Origin of the sequence: Agrococcus phoenicis (assembly GCF_047302415.1) — a bacterium.
Taxonomy (GTDB): Bacteria; Actinomycetota; Actinomycetes; order Actinomycetales; family Microbacteriaceae; genus Agrococcus.
The window spans coordinates 1,638,713-1,656,370 of sequence record NZ_CP154854.1; the positions used below are offsets into that span (position 1 = coordinate 1,638,713).

At 70.9% G+C, this 17,658-nt stretch carries 18 protein-coding genes and 1 pseudogene; 6 read left to right on the top strand and 13 right to left on the bottom strand.

Going from position 1 to position 17,658, the window contains the following annotated elements; all coding sequences use genetic code 11:
* The first annotated feature begins 46 nt into the window (after positions 1-46).
* A complete protein-coding gene (locus tag AA0Z99_RS07870; RefSeq protein WP_413316545.1) occupies positions 47-520 on the top strand; it encodes a DUF3515 family protein in 474 nt (157 codons plus the stop codon).
* Positions 521-568: 48 nt separating this feature from the next.
* Here AA0Z99_RS07870 and AA0Z99_RS07875 read toward each other — a convergent pair whose 3' ends face one another.
* Positions 569-940: an SseB family protein gene (locus AA0Z99_RS07875; protein ID WP_413316546.1), complete on the bottom strand. Its 372-nt coding sequence runs from the start codon at positions 938-940 to the stop codon at positions 569-571.
* Here AA0Z99_RS07875 and AA0Z99_RS07880 point away from each other — a divergent pair.
* The 5 genes and pseudogenes from AA0Z99_RS07880 to AA0Z99_RS07900 all read left to right on the top strand — a co-directional run.
* A complete protein-coding gene (locus tag AA0Z99_RS07880) occupies positions 939-1,682 on the top strand; it encodes a 3'-5' exonuclease (protein ID WP_413316547.1) in 744 nt (247 codons plus the stop codon). The two genes, AA0Z99_RS07875 and AA0Z99_RS07880, sit on opposite strands and share 2 nt — an antisense overlap.
* A gap of 342 nt (positions 1,683-2,024) precedes the next feature.
* Positions 2,025-3,341: a quaternary amine ABC transporter ATP-binding protein gene (locus tag AA0Z99_RS07885; protein WP_413316548.1), complete on the top strand. Its 1,317-nt coding sequence runs from the start codon at positions 2,025-2,027 to the stop codon at positions 3,339-3,341.
* Positions 3,331-4,299, top strand: coding sequence for an ABC transporter permease (locus AA0Z99_RS07890; RefSeq protein ID WP_413316549.1), 969 nt, complete (start codon positions 3,331-3,333; stop codon positions 4,297-4,299). The genes AA0Z99_RS07885 and AA0Z99_RS07890 overlap by 11 nt, the downstream gene beginning before the upstream one ends.
* A gap of 34 nt (positions 4,300-4,333) precedes the next feature.
* Complete coding sequence (locus AA0Z99_RS07895; RefSeq protein ID WP_413316550.1) at positions 4,334-5,251, top strand: glycine betaine ABC transporter substrate-binding protein; 918 nt, start codon at positions 4,334-4,336, stop codon at positions 5,249-5,251.
* Positions 5,252-5,474: 223 nt separating this feature from the next.
* Positions 5,475-5,849, top strand: a pseudogene (locus tag AA0Z99_RS07900) (DUF222 domain-containing protein); the annotation flags it as partial.
* 126 nt (positions 5,850-5,975) lie between these two features.
* Here AA0Z99_RS07900 and AA0Z99_RS07905 read toward each other — a convergent pair.
* From AA0Z99_RS07905 to AA0Z99_RS07960, 12 genes are all read right to left on the bottom strand, one after another.
* Positions 5,976-7,514, bottom strand: coding sequence for a hypothetical protein (locus tag AA0Z99_RS07905; RefSeq protein ID WP_413320900.1), 1,539 nt, complete (start codon positions 7,512-7,514; stop codon positions 5,976-5,978).
* 255 nt (positions 7,515-7,769) lie between these two features.
* A complete protein-coding gene (locus tag AA0Z99_RS07910; RefSeq protein ID WP_413316551.1) occupies positions 7,770-8,858 on the bottom strand; it encodes an alpha/beta fold hydrolase in 1,089 nt (362 codons plus the stop codon).
* Entirely contained in the window at positions 8,855-9,484 is a 630-nt protein-coding gene (locus AA0Z99_RS07915) for a CoA transferase subunit B (protein ID WP_413316552.1), read from the bottom strand. Before AA0Z99_RS07915 ends, AA0Z99_RS07910 begins: the two co-directional genes overlap by 4 nt.
* 1 nt (position 9,485) lies before the next feature.
* Positions 9,486-10,256, bottom strand: coding sequence for a CoA transferase subunit A (locus AA0Z99_RS07920; RefSeq protein ID WP_413316553.1), 771 nt, complete (start codon positions 10,254-10,256; stop codon positions 9,486-9,488).
* Positions 10,256-11,221, bottom strand: coding sequence for an alpha/beta fold hydrolase (locus AA0Z99_RS07925; protein WP_413316554.1), 966 nt, complete (start codon positions 11,219-11,221; stop codon positions 10,256-10,258). Before AA0Z99_RS07925 ends, AA0Z99_RS07920 begins: the two co-directional genes overlap by 1 nt.
* Positions 11,206-11,952, bottom strand: coding sequence for a 3-hydroxybutyrate dehydrogenase (locus AA0Z99_RS07930; RefSeq protein ID WP_413316555.1), 747 nt, complete (start codon positions 11,950-11,952; stop codon positions 11,206-11,208). The genes AA0Z99_RS07925 and AA0Z99_RS07930 overlap by 16 nt, the downstream gene beginning before the upstream one ends.
* Positions 11,949-12,587 (bottom strand): TetR/AcrR family transcriptional regulator, encoded by a 639-nt coding sequence (locus AA0Z99_RS07935; protein ID WP_413316556.1) that lies wholly within the window; start codon positions 12,585-12,587, stop codon positions 11,949-11,951. The genes AA0Z99_RS07930 and AA0Z99_RS07935 overlap by 4 nt, the downstream gene beginning before the upstream one ends.
* Positions 12,584-14,194, bottom strand: a complete 1,611-nt coding sequence (locus tag AA0Z99_RS07940; RefSeq protein ID WP_413316557.1) for a class I adenylate-forming enzyme family protein — start codon at positions 14,192-14,194, stop codon at positions 12,584-12,586. Before AA0Z99_RS07940 ends, AA0Z99_RS07935 begins: the two co-directional genes overlap by 4 nt.
* Before the next feature lie 4 nt (positions 14,195-14,198).
* On the bottom strand, positions 14,199-15,308 hold the full coding sequence (locus AA0Z99_RS07945) for a branched-chain amino acid ABC transporter permease (protein ID WP_413316558.1): 1,110 nt from the start codon (positions 15,306-15,308) through the stop codon (positions 14,199-14,201).
* A 6-nt stretch (positions 15,309-15,314) separates the two neighbouring features.
* Positions 15,315-16,193, bottom strand: coding sequence for a branched-chain amino acid ABC transporter permease (locus AA0Z99_RS07950; RefSeq protein ID WP_413316559.1), 879 nt, complete (start codon positions 16,191-16,193; stop codon positions 15,315-15,317).
* Complete coding sequence (locus AA0Z99_RS07955) at positions 16,190-16,897, bottom strand: ABC transporter ATP-binding protein (protein WP_413316560.1); 708 nt, start codon at positions 16,895-16,897, stop codon at positions 16,190-16,192. The genes AA0Z99_RS07950 and AA0Z99_RS07955 overlap by 4 nt, the downstream gene beginning before the upstream one ends.
* Positions 16,894-17,649 carry an ABC transporter ATP-binding protein gene (locus tag AA0Z99_RS07960; protein WP_413316561.1) on the bottom strand — a complete coding sequence of 252 codons (756 nt, stop codon included), beginning with the start codon at positions 17,647-17,649 and terminating at the stop codon, positions 16,894-16,896. Before AA0Z99_RS07960 ends, AA0Z99_RS07955 begins: the two co-directional genes overlap by 4 nt.
* Positions 17,650-17,658 lie beyond the last annotated feature (9 nt).

Genomic DNA, 17,658 nt, shown 5'->3' on the forward strand with positions numbered 1-17,658 from the left:
GCTCCCCTGCCGCTGGTCGACCTCCGTGCCTCGGTAGGCTCGTCTGGTGCCCCGCCTCCGCATCCTCGCCGCGTCCGTCGCGCTCCTCGCGCTGGCCGGCTGCGCGAGCACGGTGTCGCTCCCGGTAGCCGATGACGCCACGGATCCGGGCTGCGCCGGCGTGATCGTGTCGCTGCCGCCGGTCATCGGGGATGAGAGCCTGCCCGATCCCCTCGAGCGCCGCACGACGAGCTCGCAGGGCACCGCCGCGTGGGGCGACCCGAGCGCGATGACGCTGCGCTGCGGCATGCCGGAGCCCGCCCCGTCGACGCAGCGCTGCACCGGCATCCAGGTCGGGATCGACCGCGAGGTGCACTGGCTCGAGGTGGCCCAGGAGGGTGCCGTCTGGACCTTCGTCAGCTACGGCCGCTCGCCGGCGACCGAGGTCGTCGTCGACACGAACGTCGTCAGCGCGATCACCGCGCTCGAGGCGGTCTCGAGCGCCGTCGACCGCACCGAGCTCGTCGGCGCCTGCTCGTAGCCCGGCCTGATCGCGCGCAGCAGCGCCCCGTGGCCCGACCGCACCGAGTCACTCGACCGGCGCGTGCTCGCCCGCAGCGTCGGCGGCGATGACCTCCGGGAGGAAGACGCGACCGTCGTCGTGGCCGGGGTCGAGCACGATCGCGTGCCCCGAGGGGATGCCCGCGGCGAGCTCTGCACCCGTGAGCCTCAGGTGCGTGCGCGCGCGGGTGGCGAAGCCGCCGATGCGGTCGGTCGCGGTGAACGCGACGACCAGCTGCATCTCGCGGTGCGGCAGGACCAGGAACTTGCCGGAGCCCGGGTCGCGGGGGTCCTCCACCACGGCCGGCACGACGAGCTCCGCCTCGCGCACGAGGGACCACGCGCCGGCGTGATCGGTGGCGTCGATGGCGTGCAGGGCGTCGAGCGTCGGGTTTGCCATGGCTCAATGGTGGCAGACCGCGAGCGCCGACGACCGGCCGCGGGCGGTGCCGGATGCCCGGGCGCGGTCTGCGGTGTGGGTGCGCTCTGGAACACTGGTCGGCATGGCGCTCGACTTCACCGCGATCGATTTCGAGACCGCCAACGGCAACGCCGCCTCCGCCTGCTCGGTCGGCCTCGTGAAGGTGCGCGACGGCGCGATCGTCGACCGCTGGTCGACGCTCATCCAGCCTCCAGCGCCCTACGACGAGTTCTGGGAGTGGAACATCCGCATCCACGGCATCCAGCCGCACCAGGTCTTCGACGCTCCCCGCTGGGCAGAGGCGCAGGAGCGGATCCTCGCCTTCGGCGGTGGCGACGTCTTCGTCGCGCACAACGCCGGCTTCGACAAGGGCGTCATGCGCGCGGCGGCCAAGGCCTCGCACCTGCCGGTGCCCGACATGCGCTGGACGGATTCGCTCCGCATCGCGCGCAAGACCTACGCCCTCGAGTCCTACCGCCTGCCGGTCGCGGCGCTCGCGGCGGGCTTCGACGACTTCCAGCACCACGACGCCGCCGGCGACGCCGAGGCCTGCGCGGCGATCGTGATCGGTGCCGCCAGGCGGCACGAGGCAGCGGATCTCGAGGCGCTCGTCGCGTGCTGCGTGTCGGCCATCCACGAGATCGGCGAGCGGCACGAGCAGATGGCGGAGCTCGAGGCGAAGCGGCGGGCTGCGCAGCGCGAGCGGCCCTGGTGGCAGTGAGAGGGTTGTAGTGATCCTCGGCTTTTTGTCCCCCATGCCATAACGAACCCGTTACGATCCGGGCGCGGTCCGCGCGACACATCCGCGTCGTTCCGCGGATCCTGCTGCACGCCGCGTCGCGAGGCAAGAATCTGCGCTTCTGGCCCTCGCTAGCCTGGAATCCACGCGGTCGACTGCCCCGGCCGACCGCGCCCACAAGGACGCGATCGCCGACCATCCTGTCGGCGAGCGTATGGTGCCGCTTCGCGAACGAGGGGACTCGTGCGAGAACGGCAGACGAACACCGCCCGCGCGGCTGCACCCGTCCACGACTGAGCCCCCTTGGGGGCGACAGGAGCGAACGTGAGCGGATCCCGCGCGACCGACGACCCGACCGTCGTCGACGACATCGCCGTGCGCGTCGAGCACCTCACCAAGGTGTTCGGCCGACGCGGCCGAGAGGCAGCCGACCGGCTGGCGCAGGGCGCCACTCGCGACGAGGTCGCCAAGCTCGGCACCGCGGCGGTGATCGACGCCTCGTTCGAGGTGCGACGCGGCGAGATCTTCGTGGTCATGGGGCTCTCGGGCTCCGGCAAGTCGACGCTGATCCGCATGCTCAACGGGCTGCTGGAGGCGACGGCTGGCTCGGTCGAGATCGACGGCGAGCGCGTCACCGGCATCGAGCCGAAGCGGCTGCGCGCCGTGCGCCGCTCGCAGGTGTCGATGGTCTTCCAGCACTTCGCGCTGCTCCCCCACCGCACGGTGCTCGAGAACGTGGCCTACGGGCTCGAGATCCAGGGCGTCGACCGCGCCGAGCGCCTGCGCCTGGCTCACGACGTCGTCGAGCGCGTCGGGCTCTCGGGCTGGGAGCAGCGGCTGCCGAGCGAGCTCTCCGGCGGCATGCAGCAGCGCGTCGGCATCGCGCGCGCGCTGTGCGCCGACACCCCCGTGCTGCTCATGGACGAGGCGTTCAGCGCCCTCGACCCGCTGATCCGCCGCGAGATGCAGGAGCAGCTCGTCGAGCTGCAGGCCGAGCTCGGCAAGACGATCGTCTTCATCACCCACGACCTGAACGAGGCGATGTTCCTCGGAGACCGCATCGCGGTCATGCGGGACGGCCGCATCGTGCAGATCGGCACGCCCGAGGACATCCTCACCGACCCGGCGAACGACTACGTCGCCCAGTTCGTGCAGGACGTCGACCGCACCCGCGTGCTCACCGCGTCCAGCGTCATGGAGCCGCCCGCCGCAGCCGTGCCCATCACCGTCGGCCCGCGCGGCGCGCTCAAGGTGATGCGCGACCTGCAGACCTCGACGCTGCTCGTGCTTGGTCCCGGCCGCACGGTGCTCGGCGCGGTGACCGATCGCGACGTGCTGCGCGCCGTGCAGCGCGGCACGCGCGACCTCACAGGCCTCATCGATGCCGAGGTGCCGCGCGTCGGCCCCGACGCCAGCCTCGCCGACCTGCCCGAGCTCGCGGTCACGAGCGGCCTACCCATCGCGGTCGTCGGCGACGACGACCGGCTGCAGGGCGTGATCCCCCGCGTGCTGCTGCTGGCGGCACTCGGCAACGTCACGACCACCACGAGCGAGCTCAACATCGTCGACCTGCCGCCGGCGGTCGACTCCTCCCTCGTCACGCAGACCCTCGACGCCACGGAGGTGCGCGATGCTGGATGATCTTCGACTTCCCCTCGGCGACGGGGTCGAGACCGCCGTCGACTGGGTCACCGACAACCTGAAGGTCGTCTTCGACGTCATCAAGTCGATCGTCTCGGCGCTCTACGACGGGGTCGAGTGGGTGCTGCTCGAGCCGCCGTCGCTGGTCATCATCGTCGTGCTCGCGCTCCTGGCCTTCGCCGTGCGCGGCTGGAAGATGGGTGTTGGCACGGCCGTCGGCCTGTTCGTGATCGTGCTGGTCAACCAGTGGGACAACGCGATGGCGACGCTCGCGCTGACCCTGGTCGCTGCCCTCCTGGCGCTGGCCATCGCGATCCCGCTCGGCATCATCGCCGCGCGCAACGACACCGTCTCGACGCTCGTGCGCCCGGTGCTCGACTTCCTGCAGACGATGCCGGCCTTCGTCTACCTGATCCCCGCGATCGTGCTGTTCAACATCGGCGTCGTGCCGGGCATCATCGCGACCATCGCCTTCGCCATGGCGCCGGGTGTGCGCCTGACCGAGCTCGGCATCCGCGGGGTGAACAAGGAGATCGTCGAGGCGGGCACCGCCTTCGGCGCCTCACCCGGCCGCATCCTGCGGCAGATCCAGCTGCCGCTCGCGCTGCCGACGATCATGACGGGCGTCAACCAGATCATCATGCTGTCGCTCTCGATGGTCGTGATCGCCGCGATGGTCGGCGCGGGCGGCCTCGGCCAGCCCATCGTGCAGGCGCTGCAGCGCATCGACATCGGCCTCGGATCCGAGGCCGGGCTCTCGGTCGTGATCCTCGCGATCGTGCTCGACCGCATGACGAACGCGCTCGGCAGCCTGCAGGATCACAGCCCGATCGCGAAGTACCGGGCGCTCGGCTGGGGTGCCCGGCAGATCAAGGGCGCCGGGATGCCCTCGGTGTCGACCGCGGCCAACCCGCCTGCAACCCCACAGACCGAAGCGACCGTCTCCAGCGGCCGCTGACGAACCGATGACACGAAACGAGAGAGGACACAGCATGCACAAGCGATTCATCCGCGGCACGGCCATCGCGGCCGTCGGCGCACTGGCCCTGGCCGGCTGCTCGGCAGCCGGCGACGACGAGGCCCCCGAGGGCACCGAGGGCGCCGCCACCAGCGACCAGACCGATCTGACGATCGGCGTCTTCAACGGCTGGCCCGAGGGCGAGGCCGTCTCCTACCTGTGGCAGGCCATCCTCGAGGAGGAGGGCTACGACGTCGAGCTCGAGTACGCCGACGCCGGGCCCGTCTGGGCTGCGGTCGCGAGCGGCGACTACGACGTCAACCTCGACGCGTGGCTGCCGATGACGCACGAGCAGTACCTCGAGGAGTACGGCGACGACGTCATGGACCTCGGCGCCTGGAACGACGAGGCCGTGCTGACGATGGCGGTGAACGAGGATGCGCCGATCACCTCGATCGAGGAGCTCGCCGACAACGCCGACGCGTTCGGCAACCGCATCGTGGGCATCGAGCCCGGCGCCGGCCTCACAGCCGCGACGCAGGACTCGGTCATCCCGACCTACGGCCTCGAGGGCATGGAGTTCCAGACCTCGTCGACGCCGGCGATGCTGGCCGAGCTCAGCGGCGCCATCGACGCCGGCGAGAACGTCGTCGTCACGCTGTGGCGTCCCCACTGGGCCTACGACGAGTTCGCGATCCGCGACCTCGAGGACCCGGAGGGCACGCTCGGCGAGGCTGAGGGCATCCACTCGATCGCCCGCACCGGCTTCGACGCCGACTTCCCGCAGCTCACCGAGTGGCTGTCGGCCTTCACGATGGACTCGGAGCTGCTCTTCTCGCTCGAGAACGCGATGTTCAACAGCGACGCTGAGGCGAGCGACTACCCCGAGATCGTCGAGACCTGGATCTCGGAGAACCAGGAGTACGTCGACGGGCTGACTGCCACCTCGTAGCCCCTCGCGCTCGACGCAGGGCCCCGCATCCGGTCTTCCGGTGCGGGGCCCTGCTGCGTCGCGATGGTGCGGCGGATGCGCGGCGCGCGGCGCGCGCTCGAGCTCGGGTGGGGCGCACACCCCGCTCCTCCACGGCGCTCGAGCCATGTAAGTGGCCCCGCCGAGAGTGCTCGCGACGAAGGAGCGCAGGTGACCGGCATCGAGCAGGCAGCGGCAGCGGCCGATGCCGCTCGCGCGCTGCTCGCCGAGGCCGGCGCGTCCGCTCGACGATCGGATCCGCGAGCAGAAGGGCCACGACGTGCTCGTCGGGCTGGTGCACGCGCAGGCGGCCTCGGGCGACGCTCCGGTCGCCGCTGGCGAGCCGCCGGTGCTGGTGCTCACCGGCACCATCCAGGCGTCCGACGACGACCTGCGCGACCGGCCCTCGACCGACCGCACACTGACGATCGAGCACACCGGCGACGCGCTGCCGATCGAGAGCATCGGCCGCTTCGCCTGCAACGGTGCGATCCAGCGAGCGGTGGTGGATGCTGACGGCCACGTGCTCGTGCTCGATCGCACCGAGCGACTGTTCAGCCGCGCGCAGCGGCGGGCGCTGGCTGTTCGCGATCGAGGCTGCCGCGTGCGGGGCTGCGGTGTCCCCGCCGCCTGGTGCGAGGCGCACCACGTCATCTGGTGGGAGCACGGCGGCCCCACCGACGTGGACAACGGGACCAAATCTCGATCAGTCCCCTTCGGTCTCAACTGGTGGCTCGGCCTCTGCGTCGGCCTCTGCCTTGGTCTCGGTCTCGCCGCGCGGCTCATCACTCTCGCCGGCCACACCGGCCCTCTGTTCCGCCTCGATCGCGGCCCGCAGTGGTTCGAGGATTGGCCACGTCGCCAGTTCCATTACGGAGATCTTGTTCGCAGCACTGAGCGATTCATAAATCACCCTCGCTTCGGCAATCTCGTCCTGCAGGCAATGCTTGGCGAGGACGATCTCGTCCTCCGCCGCGGTTACGTCCCAGTCTTCGAGGTCAGGACGGATCGCCTCCACCCCGTAGAGCGCTTTTCGAGCTGCGAGCGAATTGGCTCTGAGGCGTTCTCTCGTAAAATTGGTGGCGACGAGCGAGTCTAGTTGCTCCGCCAGATGCTCGACGGCGCCGTACCGTCCGGAAGTCAGCAGGTCGAAGCTCGCCTCCACTATTCCGCGATCCTGATCAATCCCATGACTCGAACTTTTGTCTTGCTTCGCACCCGAGCATATTGCCGACACGGCCGCTTGAGAGAGCACCACCGCCGCACGCGCCATACGGTTCAACGCGTCTTCGAGGTATTCGGCGGTCACGGGCAACTCATCGCCAACTCTGGCGTTGCCCGCGCGCTTTCCGAGTTCGCTTAGATATTGAGAAGATGCAACGCCTCCTGCGTGAACATGAACATTCCGACGCATGATGACCTCTGCCAGAAGGTCCGTCACCCAGACCATGTCCGTTCGAGTGACGCGCGTCAGGAATTTCATCCACGAGTCCATGCCCTTGTACATGAGCCCATCGACATAGGCATTGGCAGCGGCAACGGAGAACGCTTCCAAGGAAGGGTGCTCAGTCACGTCCGAGAACGTGTACATCTTCTCGGAGTCCTCGAGCGGAGACGGATCGAGTCGGATGCTCGTCAGCATGAGCCTTGACACTAGGACTTCGAACTGCGCCACGGCCGACAATAGAAGGGACTCCAACATCAGAGCACTTCTAGATTTCTCCGCCTGGATTTTGATTAATAGTTGAATCGCGCGAAACGAGGCATACTCAGGCAGACCCGCTGCTTCGAGGGCGTACTCAATATCATTCGATGCTTCCATCGCGTCCCCGCCGAAAGCACGATCAGCCTCCGCTTCTGCCCGGCCGTCGGATATACCAGTTTCTGTCAGGGGGCGCGTCTTCGACGCTCCATCGTTCGCGTTCTCGGATCCGACAGAAGAGCCATCGACAACGGGAGTCGCTTCTTCTGCAGGCTCCGTCTCCCGGTTGCTGATGCGCTTCGCATCAGTGATCTCCACGAGTCGACTGACTGACGTGTAGATCTGCATCGCGTCTTCCAGGCTGATGCCCGGCTTCCCTAACCATTCCGCAAGCCGCTTCGCCCGCGCCTCCGGGAAGTCCAGCCGCGCCGCTTCTAGTGAGGACATTCTTGCGAGGTCGAGCGCAGCTGCCTGGGACAACAGGAAGACGTTCCTAGCCTGACGGACACGACGGGCACCGAACTCGTACCTGGACTCTGGCATGGGAAGAGTGTCGCACGCGCGGAGCACGGCTTGACTCGAATCTGCAACATAACTCGGAAGCCGTTAGCGCGGTGAGTGGCACGCGGTCGGCTCCGTAGGGCGGACCGCTCGCTCCTCAGCACTCCTGCACGTGCCGCCAGCCCGAGGCTGCGCCCAGCGTTCCACTCACAAAGCCTGCGTCGCCTGCTCGCGCCAGTTGCAGTCCCTGCTGCTCGCCCAGCTGCGTACCGGCTCCTTCGCCCAGCTTCGTGCCGGCTACGCCGCCTCTGCGGCTGCGACGTGCTGCAGCAGCAGCTCTCGGAACCGCGCTGGGTCCTCGAGGTGCGGCGAGTGCCCCGCGCCCTCGAACACGACCTCCTGGTAGGAACCGCCGTTCGACGCATACGCATCGAGCACTGCACGCGTCTGCGCCAGCATCGGCTGCGGCGGCGCGATCGCCTCACCCGGCCAGCCCGGCACGACGCCGTGCTTGCCGAGCGTGTGGAGGTCGAAGAACGACTCGTCGCCGACGATCGCGTCGTGCGCGCCGCGCACCCACAGGATCGGGGGCTTGGAGGCGGCGTCCACGATGCCCGCGAGATCGAGATGCTTGCCCGACATGGCGTTCAGGACCCCGAAGTCGCCGGCCGCGAAGCCCGGCCACGACGCCGACTCGACGCCGTCGCCCGGGTAGTTCCCGACGCCGGTCCTCGTCGTCAGCATCGACTCGACCCAGAGGTCCTCGTGCCCGTCCTGGAACCCGGGCGCCACGTAGCTCGAGCGGTAGACGCTGCGCGGGCTCGACTGCTCGTCGGCCGAGGCGTCGCCGGCCGCCAGTCGCGCCACGAAGTCGGCGTTCGCTCCGCCGCCGCCGGTGCCCGCGGCATCCGTCGTGCACAGCGAGCCGTCGAGCCGCGTGCCGAAGCCCTGTGGCGGCACCGGCGCCTGCAGCGTCAGCGAGCGCACCAGCTCTGGCCGGTCGAGCAGCAGCTGCAGCACGATGCCGCCACCCATCGACCAGCCGACCACGTGCGCACCGCTGACGCCGAGCGCGTCGAGCACCGAGGCGACGTCGTCGGAGAAGTCGCGCAGGCCGCGCGTCGCATCGACCGGCAGCGTCTCGCTGTCGCCGAAGCCGCGCAGGTCGATCGCGATCGACGGTCGCGGCAGGGCGAGCATGAGCGGCTGGAAGAACAGCGACGACGAGACGTTGCCGTGGATCAGCACGATCGGCGCCGCGGCGTCCTCCGCGGCCCCGGCGCCAGAATCGGCTTCGGCACCAGTACCGGCACAGCGCAGCACGGATGCGCGCAGCCGATCGGTCTGCACCGTCTCCTGCGCGATGCCCTCGAGCAGCGTCGTCACGCGAGGATCTCGGGCTCGGTCTGCTCCCGCAGCTCCTCGAGGGTCACGCCGGGCGCGAGCTCGACGAGCCGCAGGCCCTCGTCGGTCACGTCGAGCACGGCGAGGTCGGTGATGATGCGGTCGACGACGCCCTTGCCGGTCAGCGGCAGCGAGCACGCGTCGACGATCTTCGGCGACCCGTCCTTCGCGACGTGCTCCATCAGCACGATCACCCTGGCCGCGCCGTGCACGAGGTCCATCGCGCCGCCCGGACCCTTGACCATCTTGCCGGGGATCATCCAGTTGGCGATGTCACCGCTTGCTGAGACCTGCATCGCGCCGAGGATCGCCGCGTCGATCTTGCCGCCGCGGATCATCGCGAACGACGTGGCCGAGTCGAAGAACGAGGTGCCCGGCAGCGTCGTCACGGTCTCCTTGCCGGCGTTGATGAGATCGGGGTCGACGTCGGCCTCGGTCGGGTAGGGGCCGACGCCGAGGATGCCGTTCTCGCTCTGCAGCACGACGGTGACGTCGTCGGGCACGTGGTTCGGCACGAGCGTCGGCAGGCCGATCCCGAGGTTGACGTACATGCCGTCCTCGAGCTCCTGCGCCGCTCGCGCAGCCATCTCGTTGCGGGTCAGTGCCATCTCAGTCGTCCTCTCGCACGGTGCGTCGCTCGATGCGCTTCTCGATGTCGGAGCCGACCTCGACGATCCGGTGCACGAACACGCCCGGCAGGTGCACCGCATCCGGATCGATCGCGCCGGGCTCGACGAGCTCCTCCACCTGCGCGATGCAGATGCGGCCCGCCATCGCAGCCGGCGGGGAGAACTGCCGCGCCGCCTTGTTGAACACGAGGTTGCCGTGGCGGTCGCCGCGCAGCGCGTGCACGAGCGAGAAGTCGGTCGTGATCGCCTCCTCGAGCACGAACTCCTTCGGCTCCCCGTCGACGTCGAAGGTCGCGGTCGGCTTCGGGGCGGAAGCCTTGGCGATCGAGCCGTCGGGGTTGTAGCGCTGCGGCAGCCCGCCCTCCTGCACCTGCGTGCCGACGCCCGTTCGGGTGTAGAAGGCGCCGATGCCCGATCCGCCCGCGCGCAGCTTCTCTGCCAGTGTGCCCTGCGGCGTCAGCTCGAGCTCGAGCTCGCCCGTGAGGTAGCGGCGCTCGAACTCCTTGTTCTCGCCCACGTAGGAGGAGGTCATCTTGTCGATCTGCCCGCTGCGCAGCAGCAGGCCGAGGCCCCAGTCGTCGACGCCGCAGTTGTTCGAGACGACCCGCAGGCCGCGCACCCCGCGCGCCTCGAGCGCGCGGATCAGCGCCATCGGGTTGCCGGAGAGGCCGAAGCCTCCCACGGCGAGCGTCGCGCCATCCGGGATGTCTGCGACCGCTTCGTCCGCGGACGCGTAGGTCTTGTCGATCATCAGCGTGCCTCCTTCTGCCGTGCTCCGTCAGCTGGTGCAGGGGCGAGGCGCGCGACGGCGGCGGCCACGGCATCCACCCCCTGACCCATGAGGATCGTGTAGTGGTTCGTGTGCTCCACGTCGGTGACGGGAAGCTGCGGCAGGCGCGACCTCCATGTCGCCAGCCACTGATCATCGTAGAGTCCCGGCGCCTCGTCGAAGAGTCCGCGCGGGCTGCGCAGCAGCTCGATGGGAACGGTGAGCGACAGCAGCGCCTCGGCGTAGCCGTCTCGGCCGTCGAGCTCGACGAGGTTCGCCACCACGGCGTCGGCGATCGCCGCGGGTCGCAGCGCGCCGTCGACCTCGACGAGGTCGTAGTCGACGTACTCCTCGATCGCCGGGCTCCAGTAGGGGCCGAAGGCCGGATGCGCGCGCCAGAAGTCGCGGTACGCCTCGCGCGAGGAGAAGGTCTTGGCGAGCCGCTCGATCGCCGGCCCCAGCACGTCCTCCGCGCGCAGCCCCTCGCCGCCGTCCGCTGGGCGCAGCGGCAGCCCGCCGTCCACGAGCAGGAGCGCGTCGACCAGCGAGGGGTGCCGCTGCGCGAGCCGCACGGCCACGAACGCGCCCATCGAGTGCCCGACGACGCGCGCTCGCTCGAAGCCGGCTGCCCGCACGGCGGCGGCGACGTCGTCGGCGTGCTGCTCGAGGCCGTAGGGGCCGGGCAGCGCGCGCGAGCCCCCGCGGCCCCGCAGGTCGACGGCGAGCACCGGCGCCGAGACCCGCGCCGCCAGCGGCGCGAAGGATCGGTGGTTCGCGGTGATGCCGTGGATCGCCACGACCGGCACGCCGGGCGCATCCGCGTCGAAGACGGTCGCGGTCAGCTCGCCGCCGTCGACGGGCACGCGCAGCGGCGCCTCGGTCGGCGACGGGGCTTCGGCGCGGCGCACGACGTCGCGCTCGATGCCCGGCCTCACCGCGCGCTCCATCCGCCATCCATCACGTACGAGCTGCCCGTCACCATGGCGGCGTTCGGCCCCGCGAGCCAGGTCGCGAGCGAGGCGACCTCCTCGGGCTCCACGAGGCGCTTGATCGCTGCTTCGGTCAGCATGACCTTCTCGAGCACCTCCGACTCGGGGATCCCGTGCGTGGTGGCCTGGTCGGCGATCTGCGCCTCGACGAGCGCCGTCCTCACGTAGCCCGGGTTGATGCAGTTCGAGGTGATGCCGTGCGGGGCGCCCTCGAGGGCCGTCACCTTCGACAAGCCCTCGAGGCCGTGCTTCGCGGCCACGTACGCGGACTTGAAGGCGGATGCGCGGAGGCCGTGCACGCTCGAGAGGTTCAGCACGCGGCCGAAGCCGCGCTCGCGCATGCCGGGCAGCGCCGCCCTGATCAGCAGGAACGGCGCCTCGAGCATGAGCGCGTGGATGCGTCGCCACATCTCGGGCTCGAGCTCGTCGATCGGCGCGACCCGCTGGATCCCGGCGTTGTTGACGAGGATGTCGGCGCGCAGTTCGAGCGACTCGAGCGCGGCGGTGTCGAGCAGGTCGACCTCCCACGCCTCGCCGCCGAGCTCGGCCGCGAGCGCCGCCGCGGCTGCGCCGTCGCGATCGGCGACGACCACCTCGGCGCCCTCCGCAGCGAACGAGCGGGCGATGGCCGCGCCGATCCCGGCGGCGCCCCCGGTGATGACGGCCCTGCGTCCAGCGAGCGTGCTCATGGTTCCTCCTCGATCGATGGTGCTGCGGTGCCGAGCGCGCGCCGCACGAAGGCGACCATCTCGTCGAACACCCGGTCTGGCACGGGGGTCGCTCCGGTGCCGTACGCGCCGGTCTCGCCCGTCGGCCACAGCACGTAGCGCATCCCGATCATCTCGCCCACGCCCATGAGCGCCCAGGCGGCGACCTCGGGGTCGATGTCGGCGATCTCGCCGTTCGCGCGGGCTCGCTCGAGCCCCTCGCGGTAGCCCTCGACGATGCGCTCGTAGTGCGCCCGCATGGCGCCCGGCGAGACGAACTCCGCCTCGCGCACGACGCGGTAGAGCGCCGGATGCTCGGCGGTGAAGGCGAAGAACTCCCGGAACCCCTCGGCCTCGGCCTCGGCGCGCGTGCTGCCGCGCGCCGCGCCGTCGCTCATCGCCTTGCGCACGCGCCGGTTGAGATCCTCGACGAGCTGCTCGAAGAGGTCCAGCTTCGACGAGAAGTACAGGTAGAAGGTGCCCTGCGCGACGCTCGCCCGCTCGGTGATGCGCGAGATCGACGCCGTCTGGTAGCCCTGCTCGGCGAACACCTGCTCGGCGGCGGCCAGCAGCTTGGCCTTGGTCTGCTCGCCGCGCTTCGTCCTCGGCTCGTTCACGACGCATCCGCCGTCTCTGCCGCGTAGGCGGCGGTCAGTGCGCGGCGCAGGGGCTTGCCGCTGGAGGTGCGCGGGATCGCGTCGACGCGCAGGAACCGCTTGGGGTGCTTGAAGTCGGCGATCCGGCCGTCGAGGTGCGCGCGCAGCGCCAGGTCGTCGACGGGCTCCGCCAGCACGAGCCAGGCGACGACCGCCTCACCCCACTGCTCGCTCGGCACGCCGGCGACCGCGGCATCGGCGATCGCCGGGTGCTCGAGCAGCGCCAGCTCGACCTCGATCGGCGCGATCGACTCGCCGCCCGAGCGCACGATGTCCTTCACGCGGTCGACGATGCGGATGCGCCCTGCGCCGTCGCGCGCGACGAGGTCGCCGGTGCGCAGCCACTGCCCGTGGAACGCCGCCGCGGTGGCCTCGGGGTCGCGGAAGTAGCCGGGGAAGACGGCAGGGCCCCGCACGAGCAGCTCGCCCTGCCCCGGCCCCTGCACGACGCGCCCGTCGACGAGCAGCGCCAGGTCGACGTGCGGGTAGGCGCGGCCGACGGTGCCCGCGTCGGAGGCGTCGCGGCAGATGGTCACGTTGGGCGCGGCCTCGGTGAGGCCGTAGCCCTGCTGCACGTGCACGCCGCGCTCCGCGAGCAGCTGGGCGGTGCGCGGGTCGAGCATGCCGCCGCCGACGATGGCGGTGCGGATGCTCGTCAGGTCGCGCACGGCGAAGTCGGGGTGCTGCGTGAGCGCGCGGAGCACCGTCGGCACGCCCATGGTCGCCGTCACTCGGTGGCGCTCGATGAGCGCGAGCGCCCGGCCGGCGTCGAAGGTGCGCTCGAGCACGACGCAGGCGCCCACCCACCAGGCGAGCAGCGGCTGGATGTTCCAGCCCGCCACGTGGTGCTGCGGCAGCACCTGCAGCACGACGTCGTCGGGCGTCAGCGGCGTCGCGCGCGAGAGCGCGAGGTTGGCCCAGGCGCAGCTCGCGTGCGTGAGCACCACGGCCTTCGGCGCGCTCGTGGTGCCGGAGGTGAAGAGCATCAGCAGGCCGTCGTCATCGGCGGGGCTGCCGTCACCGTGCCCGGCGGCGTGCGCCTCCTCGCGGGCGCGCGAGGGCCGTGCCGAGGCTCCCGGCACCGCGTGCTCGGCACCGGCTGCCCCGAGCGTCGTGGTCGGGATCTGGCGCTCCCCCAGGCGCGCGAGCGCGGCCTCGGCGAGCGGGACGTGGTCCTCCTCGACCAGCAGCAGGCCGGGGTCGGCGATCGCGAGCTGCGCCGCGAGCTCGCCGGCGGTGAGCCGCCACGAGAGCGGGACGAGCATGGCGCCGGCCTTCGCGCAGGCGAACAGCAGCACGACCTGGTCCGCGGTGGAGCCCGTGACGGTCGCGATGCGCGCGCCGCGGCCGTGGCCGGCCTCGCCGAGCGCGTGCGCGAGCGCCGTCGCCCGCGCCTCGAGCTCGCCGTATGAGACGATGACGCCGCGATCGAGGATCGCCGGGCGCGCCGGGTCGACGGCGGCGCGGTCGGTCGTCCACCGGCCCAGGGTGAGCGGGCCCGGTGACTGCGGGCCCGCTGGCTGCGGGCCCGCTGGCTGCGGGCCCGGTGACTGCGCGTCGGGTGCCATCCGCCTAGGCTTCCAGATCCTGCAGCGCAGCGGGCTGCTCGGCGTCGCGCGTGCCGCGCGGCCTCGTGATCCGGTGCGCGAGGCCCGCGATGCCCCCCGGCGCGAACATCACGACGAGCACGAAGAGCATGCCGAGGATGAACAGCGGCTCCGAGAGCGGGATGCGCAGCACGGCCGGCAGCTCCTGGATCCACGCCGCAGAGGCGAGTGCCGAGAGCCGCTGGTCGAGCAGCGTGTAGACGATGCCGCCGACGATCGCGCCCCAGCGGTAGCCGACGCCGCCGAGCACGACGATCACGAGGAGGGTGAGCGTGAAGTCGCTCGTCGAGATGCGCGGGGTCGCTGCGGACTGCAGCAGCATGAAGCCGATCCCGGCGACCGCCGCGAGCACCGCGGCCGTCGCGAAGAGGAACAGCCGCACGGCGTAGGGCCGCAGGCCGAGCACGGTCACGCGCAGCTCGTTCTCGCGCGAAGCCGCCACGACGTGCCCGAGCCGCGAGCGCTCGACCCACACGCACGCGAGGTAGACGAGCACGAGGATCCCGAGCGCGAGCCAGTAGAGGTTGCGCGTGTTGACGACGCCGACCAGGGCCTCGGGCACCACGGAGACGTCGAGCCGCACGCCCTCCTCGCCGCCCGTCAGCCCGCCGACGTTGCGGCGGATCAGCACGTTCACCGCCTGCGCGACGGCGAGCGTGACCATCGCGAACGAGATGCCCGTCACCCGCAGCGCGAGCGCCCCGACGAGGTTGCCGAGGACGAGCGCCAGCACGAGCGTGAGCCCGATGGCGATGAGGAACACCGCGGTGTCGGGCATGCCGGTCGGGGCGAGCAGTCGCAGGATGATGCCGAGCCCGTAGGCGCCGGCCGCGAAGAACATCGCGTGGCCGAACGACAGCAGGCCCGCGACGCCGAAGATCAGGTGGTAGCTGAGCGCGAGCGCCGCGATGAGCATCGCGTAGGCGAGCACCGTCAGCGTGCCGGGCGTGTAGGTCGGGCCGGGCAGCACGCCCGGGATGCTGATGTCCAGCAGCGGCAGGACGGCGGCGATGAGGATGATCGCCGCGCCGATGGCGAGCCGGCCGATGGTCGAGGTCAGGAAGGTGCGCATCATCGGCTCCTAGTGCTTGACCTTGCCCATGAGGCCGGTCGGTCGGATGAGCAGCACCGCGGCGAGCGCGAGCACGATCGCGAGATCGCCCGTGCCGCCGAGGTAGAAGTTCGCGAACTGCTGGATGACGGCGACGAGCACGGAGGCGATGGCCGCGCCCGTGAGGGAGCCGAGGCCGCCGATGACGGTGACGATGAACGCGTAGATGAGCAGCGACGTGCCCTGGTGCGCACCGACCTGGCCGTAGTAGACCGACGCGAGCACGCCTCCCAGGCCCGCTGCGGCGCCGCCGATCGCGAAGACGATCGTGAAGGCGCGGCGCACGTCGATGCCGAGCGCCGTCACCATCGTGCGGTTCTCGACGCCGGCGCGGATCACGAGGCCGTAGCTCGTGCGCTGCAGGAACAGCACGATGAGCAGCAGCACCACGACGGCGCTGCCGATGAGCAGCCAGCGGTCGTTCGGGATGTTGGCGCCGAGCACGCTCGTCGTCTCCCCCAGCCATGCCGGCAGGCGGATCTGGATCGGGTCGGTGCCCCAGATGCCCTCGAAGAGCGCGACGCTGGCGAGCCCGAGGCCGACCGTGACCAGCACCTGCTCGATGTGCCGGTTGTAGAGCGGCCGGATGAAGACGAGCTCGGTGATCGCGGCGATGAGCGCGCCGGCCACGAGCCCGACGAGCATGCCGACGAGCAGGCCGCCCCACGAGCCGTCGCCGATGCGGCGCCCGACCTCCCAGCCGAGGAACCCGGCGAGGGTCAGGAACGAGCCGTGCGCGAAGTTCAGCACGCCCATGAGGCCGTAGATGAGCGAGAGGCCGCTCGCGACCAGGAAGTAGAGCGCGCCGAGGCCGACGCCGGTGATGAGCAGGAGCAGGACGGTGCTCATGCAGCCTCCTCGTCGGTGGAGACGCCGAGGTGCCGGTGCACCAGGTCGGAGTCGAGGAACTCGGCGGCGGGGCCGGTGTGCACCACGCGACCGCCGGAGAGCACGATCACGGTGTGCGCGAGCGCCCGCACCACCTGCAGGTTCTGCTCGACGAGCAGCATCGGGGTGCGCGTCGCCGCGGTCTCGAGCGCCGTCGTGACGGTGCCGACGATGCGGGGCGCGAGGCCCTTCGTGGGCTCGTCGACGAGCAGCAGCCGGTTCTCGTTCATGAGCGCGCGCGACAGCGAGACCATCTGCTGCTGGCCGCCCGAGAGCGTCCCCGCCTGCTGCTTGGCGCGGTCGATCAGCTCGGGGAACAGCTCGGCGATGATCGCCCTGTTCGGCGCACCGCCGCGCTCTGCGAGGCGCAGGTTCTCCTCGACGCTCAGCTGCCCGAAGACCTCTCGGTCCTCCGGCACGTACGCGATGCCGCGCTGCACGACCCGGTGCGTCATGAGCGCGTCGATGCGCTCGCCGGCGAACGTGACCTCGCCCGTGCGCTCGTACAGGCCGAGCAGCGCCTTGATGGTCGATGACTTGCCGACGCCGTTGCGGCCGAGCAGCGCCGTCACGCCGTGCTCGGCGACCTCGAAGGAGGCATCCTCGACGACCTGCTGCCCGGCGACCCGGGCGCTGAGGCCGCGCACGCTCAGGATGGCGCTCACGCGGCTGTCCCGAGGTAGGCCTGCTGCACGGCGGGGTCGGCCATGACGGCCTTGGGCGTGTCGATGGCGAGCAGCTCGCCGTGGTGCATGACCGCGACGCGGTCGACCAGCCCCAGCAGCACCTCCATGTGGTGCTCGACCATCAGCACGGTGCGACCCGACGCGTGCAGGCGGCGGATGACCTCGACGAGGCCGGCGACGTCACCGGAGCCGACACCGGCCATGGGCTCGTCGAGCAGCACCACCTGCGGCTCCGTGGCGATGAGCATCGCGATCTCGAGCTTGCGCTTGTCGCCGTGCGAGAGCACGCCGGCGGCGGTGTCCCGGTGGTGCGCGAGGCCGACCTCGTCGAGGCAGCGCCCCGCGACGCCCGCTGCCTCGTCGCCCGCGCGCGGGAACCGCCAGGGGCTCGTCGCGCCTCCGAGCCTCGCCTGCGCAGCGAGCCGCACGTTCGCGCCCGCCGTCAGGCCGGGGAAGACGCTCGAGGTCTGGAAGGTGCGGCCGAGGCCGACCCGCGCTCGCTGGTGCACCTTGTGGCCCGTGACGTCGCTCCCGGCGAGCAGCACCCTGCCGCTCGTGGGCAGCATCACGCCGGAGACGATGTTGAACAGCGTCGTCTTGCCTGCGCCGTTGGGGCCGATGACCCCCACCATCTCGCCGGTCGCGACCTCGAGGGAGACGTCCTGCAGGATGCGGGCGCCTCCGATCTGCAGGCCGACGGCATCCAGGACGAGCGCGGGTCGATCCGTCATCGCGCGGCG

Excerpts from the sequence above, each read along its gene's own strand:
- AA0Z99_RS07960 (WP_413316561.1), bottom strand. The coding sequence starts at position 17,649 with ATGACGGATCGACCCGCGCTCGTCCTGGATGCCGTCGGCCTGCAGATC.
- AA0Z99_RS07925 (WP_413316554.1), bottom strand. The coding sequence starts at position 11,221 with ATGGAGCGCGCGGTGAGGCCGGGCATCGAGCGCGACGTCGTGCGCCGC.
- AA0Z99_RS07875 (WP_413316546.1), bottom strand. The coding sequence starts at position 940 with ATGGCAAACCCGACGCTCGACGCCCTGCACGCCATCGACGCCACCGAT.
- AA0Z99_RS07905 (WP_413320900.1), bottom strand. The coding sequence starts at position 7,514 with ATGCCAGAGTCCAGGTACGAGTTCGGTGCCCGTCGTGTCCGTCAGGCT.
- AA0Z99_RS07880 (WP_413316547.1), top strand. The coding sequence starts at position 939 with ATGGCTCAATGGTGGCAGACCGCGAGCGCCGACGACCGGCCGCGGGCG.
- AA0Z99_RS07945 (WP_413316558.1), bottom strand. The coding sequence starts at position 15,308 with ATGATGCGCACCTTCCTGACCTCGACCATCGGCCGGCTCGCCATCGGC.
- AA0Z99_RS07890 (WP_413316549.1), top strand. The coding sequence starts at position 3,331 with ATGCTGGATGATCTTCGACTTCCCCTCGGCGACGGGGTCGAGACCGCC.
- AA0Z99_RS07940 (WP_413316557.1), bottom strand. The coding sequence starts at position 14,194 with ATGGCACCCGACGCGCAGTCACCGGGCCCGCAGCCAGCGGGCCCGCAG.
- AA0Z99_RS07915 (WP_413316552.1), bottom strand. The coding sequence starts at position 9,484 with ATGGCACTGACCCGCAACGAGATGGCTGCGCGAGCGGCGCAGGAGCTC.
- AA0Z99_RS07920 (WP_413316553.1), bottom strand. The coding sequence starts at position 10,256 with ATGATCGACAAGACCTACGCGTCCGCGGACGAAGCGGTCGCAGACATC.
- AA0Z99_RS07930 (WP_413316555.1), bottom strand. The coding sequence starts at position 11,952 with ATGAGCACGCTCGCTGGACGCAGGGCCGTCATCACCGGGGGCGCCGCC.
- AA0Z99_RS07895 (WP_413316550.1), top strand. The coding sequence starts at position 4,334 with ATGCACAAGCGATTCATCCGCGGCACGGCCATCGCGGCCGTCGGCGCA.
- AA0Z99_RS07950 (WP_413316559.1), bottom strand. The coding sequence starts at position 16,193 with ATGAGCACCGTCCTGCTCCTGCTCATCACCGGCGTCGGCCTCGGCGCG.